3 protein-coding genes and 1 CRISPR repeat array (1 of these 4 cut by a window edge) are annotated in these 8,724 nt (G+C 49.2%); all 3 genes read right to left on the bottom strand.

Features of this window, described 5'->3' with window-relative positions; translation table 11 throughout:
• Positions 1–75: 75 nt before the first annotated feature.
• From B5F80_RS05490 to B5F80_RS05480, 3 genes are read right to left on the bottom strand one after another with little or no spacing between them, the layout of a single operon-like run.
• Entirely contained in the window at positions 76–1,968 is a 1,893-nt protein-coding gene (locus B5F80_RS05490; RefSeq protein WP_158099957.1) for a type I-C CRISPR-associated protein Cas8c/Csd1, read from the bottom strand.
• Positions 1,934–2,707: a type I-C CRISPR-associated protein Cas5c gene (gene cas5c / locus B5F80_RS05485; RefSeq protein ID WP_087477818.1), complete on the bottom strand. Its 774-nt coding sequence runs from the start codon at positions 2,705–2,707 to the stop codon at positions 1,934–1,936. Before cas5c ends, B5F80_RS05490 begins: the two co-directional genes overlap by 35 nt.
• A 22-nt stretch (positions 2,708–2,729) precedes the next feature.
• Entirely contained in the window at positions 2,730–5,279 is a 2,550-nt protein-coding gene (locus B5F80_RS05480; RefSeq protein WP_087477817.1) for a CRISPR-associated endonuclease Cas3'', read from the bottom strand.
• Positions 5,280–5,473: 194 nt separating this feature from the next.
• Positions 5,474–8,724: direct repeats of the CRISPR family, unit length 32 nt; unit sequence ATTTCAATCCACACCCTCACGTAGAGGGTGAC (it continues 1,173 nt past the right edge of the window).

Genomic DNA, 8,724 nt, shown 5'->3' with positions numbered 1-8,724 from the left:
TTGGGCTACCATACGCCGTCAGAGCTATTTGATGCATTCCTCGATGAAGTTTATGCTAGTGAGTGTGTTTCCTGATTATGGTTGTTCAAATTCAACTTGCAATTTACCCTTCTCAAAATAGACCTTGTATCCTGGCTTCTGCTTGCTCAGGATGGCCTTACAATACTGGGTCCGCTCTTCTAAAATAGAAATCGTCCGATACGGGCGGTGTATCATGGAGGACCACAAGCGCGCCGCGTTGGTAACGCGCAGATTGGAGTTTTCTTTTTTCTTTTCTTCGCCGCCGCTTTTACTTTCCAAGGCCGCCGTTTCCATTTTTTCATACACGGACAACAATCGCCCGTAGGCAAAGCTTCGCTTGTCCATACGCAGTATCGCTCCTTTATCGTTCAATATGGGAATCTTCTGATTCCACATCTCATGATCCCAATAATATTTCTTGACGATGCCGCAGCCCATCAGCAACGCCTGGGGCCAGTATTTCCTATAGGACTGACGGTTCGTAAGGCGGAAAAACGCCGTTCGCATCATATCGGCCGGCAAGGGCTTTCTTTCCAGGATACAGGGCAGCAGCCGTTCAATAGCCGCCCGCCGTACCTTATCGTTCGCGCAGATAATCCCCTTCTCCGTTTCCTGGCCGTACAGGAAATGGACGACAGAGTACACCGACGGTGTTTTTAACACGAAGGCTTTCTTTTTTGCCGACCATCCGGGCCATTTCATGCTTTCGTACCAGGCCTCGGCCCGCTGCTTTATGTCGGCTTTGGGAAACGCGCGGAAATACTTTACGGCCATCCTGCCGTTATTGACCTTTTCCAGTACGAGAACGCAGAAGTAGTTATCGAAAATCTCATCTCCGGCGTCTTTCTTGCCGGCAAAATACTGGGCGATGGTCTTGCTATCTTTCCCGTGCAGTACCTCTTCTTCCGTGCGCCGTATGGGAACAGGCTCTTCGGCGACTTCTCCCATGACGACGCTTTCGAGAAAATCACCCTTCCCATCTTCTTCCATGTCCTTCATGAGCGGAGCGCCGCCTAAGGGTAAATCTCCGGTCATCCACGAAACGACGTTGGCTCCGCCGCCGATATACTCGCTGTACCGCTTCGTATCCAATAAGTATTTCAGCATATTATGAATCCGCTGCGACGTTTCGTAGCCCAGGTGAAAAACTTGCTCCCCTTTGGTAAAGCGCCCTATGTACGCTTCCTTATGATTGCTGATGCCTATCAGCTTCGCCGTGCCGACGACGCCGCGATGGGACGACACGCAGTACATGGGAAGGCCGGAAACATCGCATGTTTCTACAGGCTTATCGCGGTTTGTATACTGCACGTAGTCTATAAAAAATCGATGGAGCTCCCGATTCTGCGAAACCGATACGGTTCCGTCGCCGCGTTCTACGGCAAAGGTAATGAACAAATCTTCCAAAGAAATTTGCCGTGTTTTACCTTTCCCTTTTTCTTCTTCCTGCCAGGAGACGACATCTCCCTCAACGTCGTAGGCCTGCTCGCCGCAGCAGATTTGGACCGTACGCAGCACGTCCCGTCGGACAGTCCCCGACATGAGGTAGGTACATATGCTTTGGAAATCTTCATTGCGATGGCATTTCTCATACTCCCCTAGGTCCTGAAGCTGTTTCATATATAAGCTGTGGCGGGCGCCCTTCTTTTTTTCTACAGGCGCAAGATAGGAAAACTCGTCGCACAGAAAATGGGGGCAGTCGTTGGCCGTGCGGATGAGAGAGCCCTCCGACACGGGAAAGACCGTATATTCACCCTTTGTCAAAAAACGGCCCTGCAAAAACATCCCGTCCCGGCTGATAGTCAGCTGCACGATATCTTCACCCCGGCTCTGGCGGCTCGAGTGGTACAGCGGCAGCAGCATAGGCTCTGATTCTTTCCACACGTCGACTAATCCCGCTGCTTCAGCAGCGTTATACGTCTGAAGCAGCGCCTGAAGCAGATTCATCGGCCATTCCTCCCTCCTCGTCATATAGGTTCCATTGTTCGTCAACGGGCATATACATGTCCTCCGTAAATTCTTTTACATGATAATCATGGAGTTCATGGCGGATCCGGCATTCTTCCGGCCGTATAAATGTAATAACCCCGTCTTCCATGACGATCGGCGCAAACTGCGAATACAGCGTGCCGGCAAGGCCCCCTTTTTTCATCCGCTCCTGATAGGAAAAGGAATGGAACATGATGCCGAAAGACATTTTTCCAGAAAATGGCGTCGTCAGCCCTTCGTATTCGCTGGCCCGCAGCCGTTCTACTTCGCCGATGCACTCCCTCGTCCCCAAGAAGATATCGTGCCGTCCGCCACGTTTCATCGAGCGCAGTAATATTTGCTCGTGTTTTTTTTCATTCCGATCCTTTGCCATATCCAGCCGGTGGGCCCACTCAAAATGAAATTTCACGGCGTAGGCCACGTCTTTTAAATACGTGTAATAACTCAAATCTTTATCCCCATTCATCATGGGTACGAGTATGTTTTTCGTCTCCGTCTGAATCGGTTTCAATACTTTGACTTCGTCGACTACATACCGCAGCGTCGGCTTCCAATACACGGCTTCGACGATGCCCTGCAGCGCCTGGGCCGTCGGGACTTGGTAGGTAAATTTTTCCCCATTTGCCTTGCTCATCGGGTCGGTGAACAACGCATAGGGGCCGCTTATCTTCATATAAAATGGGTTGGATTGAAACATAGATCTTTTCTCCTTATGCAAGTTAAAAAATGAGTTCGCTCCATTCTCCCTTCGTCAAGCCAAACTCTTCGTCGTATCCTTCCGGATCCAACAGGTATATGCCCAGCTCGGGTATGACCTGCACGTATTCCTTCATGTCGTACATGCCGACAGTATATCGCTGCAGCTTCTGCAGCACAGGCTTCAGCGCGGCGAAATCCGGACGGCCGTCGTCACCGATTAATGCAAAGACTTCGTCTATCAGCTCCTCGTTCTTGTACGGAACGATGACGGTCTTTTCCTTGTTATCGATAAGCTGAAAGGCATCCGCCGCCGTTTTAAACCGCTGCCTCAGAAGATACGGAACAGAGGAGCCATGTCCTATGCGGTATTGCGCTGCCATATCCCGATTTTCGGACAGCATCTGCAGCAGCGTCTGGGAAAACGGGCCGTCCTGCACCGGATAGTCCAGAGCTTGCCGATTCTTCTGATATAAACGCCGAAAATATTCGTCTAAGCACGCCCCTATATCCAGCGCTTCTTCTTCGCCCTTCGATCCATATACCTTGCGCAGCGCTTCCAGAGAAGCCTCCCGTTCTTTCTGCAGAACGGGCATTTTTTCCAGCGTTTCATCCATATACATAAACAAATAGACCCGTCCGGGGGCCTTCCGTTTTCCATCGCGGTTGCACCGTCCGCCGGCCTGCAGCACGCCGTCCAGGCTGGTCAACGAACGATATACGACGTCAAAATCGATGTTAACGCCTGCGGATATTAAATTAGTACTCACGCAAATCAACGGCGTCTGCCTCGAGCCGTCCCGCAGCTTCTGCAATTCCTCTTTCATGCGCGTAATGCGCTCCAGCCGATGGGCTGCGCATAAATTCGTCGTCAAATACCAACATTCCCCAGGCCGGTCATGCTCGTCGAGCCAATCGGCTATCGCGTCGTATACTTTGCGCACGGCTTTTTTCGTATTGACGATAATCAAGGCGCTTTTTTCCCGCTCCAACTGCGTCATGACATGGGCGACGAGCTGTTCCGTAGATAAAAACTGTGTAAATCGCTCGCCCAAAAGAGAATAAAACTGAGCCCGCGTAAAAACCGACGCTGCCATGAGACGCTTGTCGACTAACGCAATGGGACTTCCCTTTTCGTCCATTTCATATATGCAGGGATAGTTTAGAACCCCTTCATCGTCCAAGCCCGGCGGAGTCGCCGTACAGTGAATAATCGTCGCGCCCATCATATGGGTCAGGAAATTCATCATTAAGTTATACACATGTACGCACGTCACTGGGAGAGACTGTATTTCATCGATGATGATGACGGAGCGTATCAGCTTGGAAAACCGCCTCAAGCACGCCGACTGCCCTTTGAACAGCGTATTGCTGAGCTGTACCAGCGTCGTCAGTATAACCGGCGATTCCCAGCTTTCCCGCAGATATTCGGCACCGTCGTATTCGTCCTCTTCTCCCTCGAAACCGTCGGAGACGACGCTACTGTGATGCTCCAGCACATGTTCCTTTCCGATGATATCCTGAATATCCTTGGCGTTTTGTTCCAACACGGACAAAAACGCTGTCGCATATATGATTCTCCGGTCGTGGAATGTACGGGCGTGATGCAGGGCATAGCGAAGAGAGGCGTTCGTCTTGCCCGCCCCTACCGGCATAGGAAGCTTGTAGCAGCCATCCTTCGTCTCCGCTGCCGCCGCATACGCGTCGTCGGCCATGGCCGTACGTACCTGATTCAGCAAGGACGGATTCTCAGCCTCATGAAACATGTCGTACAAACGCTCCACTCTATCGCCCATTTGCTGCCAAACAGCGTCTAATGCTTCGTCTCCGTATACTCTCTGCGTTTTTTCCAGAGCCCAGTTTGCCGAATCATACACGTCAGCTTCTTTTAAGATACCCGTCAATAACCGTACAGTAGCGCCGAAATAAAACAAGCTGGCCTGACGCCGACTGGCTGCATCCTGCGTGACGGCTTTTCCCGATTTCCCGATCATGCGATGAATGGCTTTATGCCAATCCATCCATTCAGCAAACCCCTTCTGATACAACTGAAAAAGGGATGTCTTAAACCATTTTCCAGCCCAGCCGTCCAATACATGGATAAAGGATGTCAGCTCTTCATGCGCTAAGATAAGGCGCTCATTTTCTTTCAGCCTCTTTTCTGTCCAGCAGCAGACAGAACCGTCTTCCATTTCTTTGAGCACATCGTACAATCCATGATGAGCCAGAATAGGATATATGAGGAATTCATTATATATGCCGTACCATCGATACGTATCAGCAGGTACGGAATTCTTTGCATACTTATACAATACATACTGGACATAACAAGCTCCGACGCCAGAGTGATCTCCGCCCGACGCCGCTTCGCCGCGGATATATTTCTGCCAATCACGATTTACCTTTCCCGCATCATGAAGAAGGCCGATAAGAATGCAGACAGATTCCAGCCCAAGAGATTTACCTATACGAGCCATATACTCAGCCGTATTCCTCGCGTGGTCTTTTATATACTGCCCTTTCTTCAGTTCCGCATCCCAATGCGCCAGCAGCAAATCCCATTCGATATCCATAGCGTCCCGATCCTAAAAAATAATTAGCTATACCTATATATTCCGTTTCACTTCTATATTATTGATTATACCATACCTTCAAGATAGATACCTAATAAAAAATATCTACATATGGTATTTTGATTTATTATGTATAATATTTTGATAGCCTTGAACTGGCAAAAAACTGACAATATATCTAATGATGCCGCATGACTTCAATCCACATCCTCACACGGAGGGTGACGTTACGGCGGAGATGCTATGATATTTATTCATGATATTTCAATCCACACCCTCACGTGGAGGGTGACCGCAACGCCTTAAACCGCCGCGACGACGGATTCTTATTTCAATCCACACCCTCACGTGGAGGGTGACAAATCCACATACCCTAACCATATGCCGCATTGGTGATTTCAATCCACACCCTCACGTGGAGGGTGACGTCGGCTTTGTGGCGACGGAAGTTGACCGCGACAAATTTCAATCCACACCCTCACGTGGAGGGTGACCCACAAAGGACGACTTCGTGCTGCCGCGCCCGCCAGATTTCAATCCACACCCTCACGTGGGGGGTGACTTACGTTGACAAGTAGTGATACGGCTGTATTCTTGATTTCAATCCACACCCTCACGCAGAGGGTGACTCTTTCCAGTTGTCAAAGTCCATCTTTAACATTTTATTTCAATCCACACCCTCACGCAGAGGGTGACGGGCTTTGGTACACCTACGGCGGTAGCGTCCACAATTTCAATCCACCCCCTCACGCAGAGGGTGACTTGGGAACTGGTATCCACGCCGATTAGTGTCACGGAATTTCAATCCACACCCTCACGCAGAGGGTGACGTAGATTACCCACGTTTTCACCTCCTCCACATGATTTCAATCCACACCCTCACGCAGAGGGTGACGAATGCTTATCGCAAGAGTGCAAGCAGCGATACGATTTCAATCCACACCCTCACGTAGAGGGTGACCAGGTACTGACATACATCAATGAATTACTCATGGTATTTCAATCCACACCCTCACGTAGAGGGTGACCTGATGGCGAACCCTTTGTACCGCTGGATATTGTGATTTCAATCCACACCCTCACGTAGAGGGTGACTTGACGAGGTGATCGCATACGCTGTTTCTATGGATATTTCAATCCACACCCTCACGTAGAGGGTGACAAAATCTTCTAGCCGGAATCCAGTCTAATGAATATATTTCAATCCACACCCTCACGTAGAGGGTGACAAACGCAGAATTCATTGGCGAATCATGATAATACATTTCAATCCACACCCTCACGTAGAGGGTGACAAAAAAGATAAAAGACGTTAAAGAGTACGAAGCTATTTCAATCCACACCCTCACGTAGAGGGTGACTATGTTGCCCGTTATATTTTAAAAAAGCAGAAAGATTTCAATCCACACCCTCACGTAGAGGGTGACCGATGAAAAAGCGTCGGTCTGTGTATTGCACAGATATTTCAATCCACACCCTCACGTAGAGGGTGACTCCTGGTAGCCGAAAACATCATCATCAGTATCAATTTCAATCCACACCCTCACGTAGAGGGTGACCCGAATAAACAGGCATCGGCCGAGCCGTACGGAGCTATTTCAATCCACACCCTCACGTAGAGGGTGACTGAAAATTACACAGAAATACATAAACCGTATGAGATTTCAATCCACACCCTCACGTAGAGGGTGACCTAAGTCCATTGTTCCTCTAAATCAGGAGCGCATGATTTCAATCCACACCCTCACGTAGAGGGTGACATGAACGTGATGCGCGCGGTGGCACGCGCTATACGATTTCAATCCACACCCTCACGTAGAGGGTGACGAGCTTACGAACACCTTCTGTGACTGTATGAGGCATTTCAATCCACACCCTCACGTAGAGGGTGACCAAACTTCAAGATTTGCAACACCAGTCGGAAAGCCATTTCAATCCACACCCTCACGTAGAGGGTGACTTAGATAACGATCAACTTTATTCACGTATAGATGCATTTCAATCCACACCCTCACGTAGAGGGTGACCTTCTACCGGAACCGTCTTGGCTTATCCAGTAAGGATTTCAATCCACACCCTCACGTAGAGGGTGACATGGCTTCTATAAGCTGGGAATTTTGAAGGTGTATATTTCAATCCACACCCTCACGTAGAGGGTGACACCAATACGGTGCGGTGTGATGGATTTATTGTAATATTTCAATCCACACCCTCACGTAGAGGGTGACACTAGAAGGGGAAATTATCAATGGTTCCGAAGCAATTTCAATCCACACCCTCACGTAGAGGGTGACTCAACCAGAAAGGCATCCAAGTCTTCTTTGGTCGATTTCAATCCACACCCTCACGTAGAGGGTGACCGACGAAGCCTTTTCGTCCGCCGTCGAACTGGGCATTTCAATCCACACCCTCACGTAGAGGGTGACATTTTTCATTGGAATATTTTAGAGGAAAAAACAGATTTCAATCCACACCCTCACGTAGAGGGTGACGAGACTAATACTGACGATGCAGCGTCAACACCGATTTCAATCCACACCCTCACGTAGAGGGTGACAAGGAAGCTATATTCGGCTGACTCATTCTATGCCATTTCAATCCACACCCTCACGTAGAGGGTGACACGGCAATATATACGGCAAGGATATGTTGGATGCGATTTCAATCCACACCCTCACGTAGAGGGTGACCGGGAGCATTATAACACAGGGAGTAAATGGAGATATTTCAATCCACACCCTCACGTAGAGGGTGACGAAATGATGACATTCTACCAATTCTACCTTTGAATATTTCAATCCACACCCTCACGTAGAGGGTGACTGTTCAGCGCATTCAATACTGCCGGACCCGTGCGATTTCAATCCACACCCTCACGTAGAGGGTGACGGACGTGCGCTGGCTGCAATATAACCTGCGGACAATTTCAATCCACACCCTCACGTAGAGGGTGACTTTTACCTAGTTCCCTAACGATTTGCCCACGCACATTTCAATCCACACCCTCACGTAGAGGGTGACTTCACGAGGCAGGACATTTATGGCTGTCGGAATTGATTTCAATCCACACCCTCACGTAGAGGGTGACTCGGCGACTTAGTCATTTATCGTACAAATGAAGGATTTCAATCCACACCCTCACGTAGAGGGTGACGAAAGAGTGGCTGCAAGACGGCGGCGTACTGGAAATTTCAATCCACACCCTCACGTAGAGGGTGACTTTTTTGTACTCTACACCATCACCATTCCATGTCGATTTCAATCCACACCCTCACGTAGAGGGTGACTTCCTTGCGCAGACCCATATCCGCTATGGCGAGCAGATTTCAATCCACACCCTCACGTAGAGGGTGACATTATGATTTTTTTAATATTCGGCAACAACTAAAGATTTCAATCCACACCCTCACGTAGAGGGTGACTGGGCCGAGAATTGACGGACAAG

Source organism: Megasphaera sp. An286, from assembly GCF_002163455.1.
GTDB classification, from domain to species: domain Bacteria; phylum Bacillota; class Negativicutes; order Veillonellales; family Megasphaeraceae; genus Megasphaera; species Megasphaera stantonii.
This window is presented reverse-complemented; position numbering and strand designations above follow the sequence as displayed.

Bases quoted from the DNA above. Each gene is read 5' to 3' on its own strand.
- cas5c (WP_087477818.1), bottom strand. From the start codon at position 2,707: ATGTTTCAATCCAACCCATTTTATATGAAGATAAGCGGCCCCTATGCG.
- B5F80_RS05490 (WP_158099957.1), bottom strand. From the start codon at position 1,968: ATGAATCTGCTTCAGGCGCTGCTTCAGACGTATAACGCTGCTGAAGCA.
- B5F80_RS05480 (WP_087477817.1), bottom strand. From the start codon at position 5,279: ATGGATATCGAATGGGATTTGCTGCTGGCGCATTGGGATGCGGAACTG.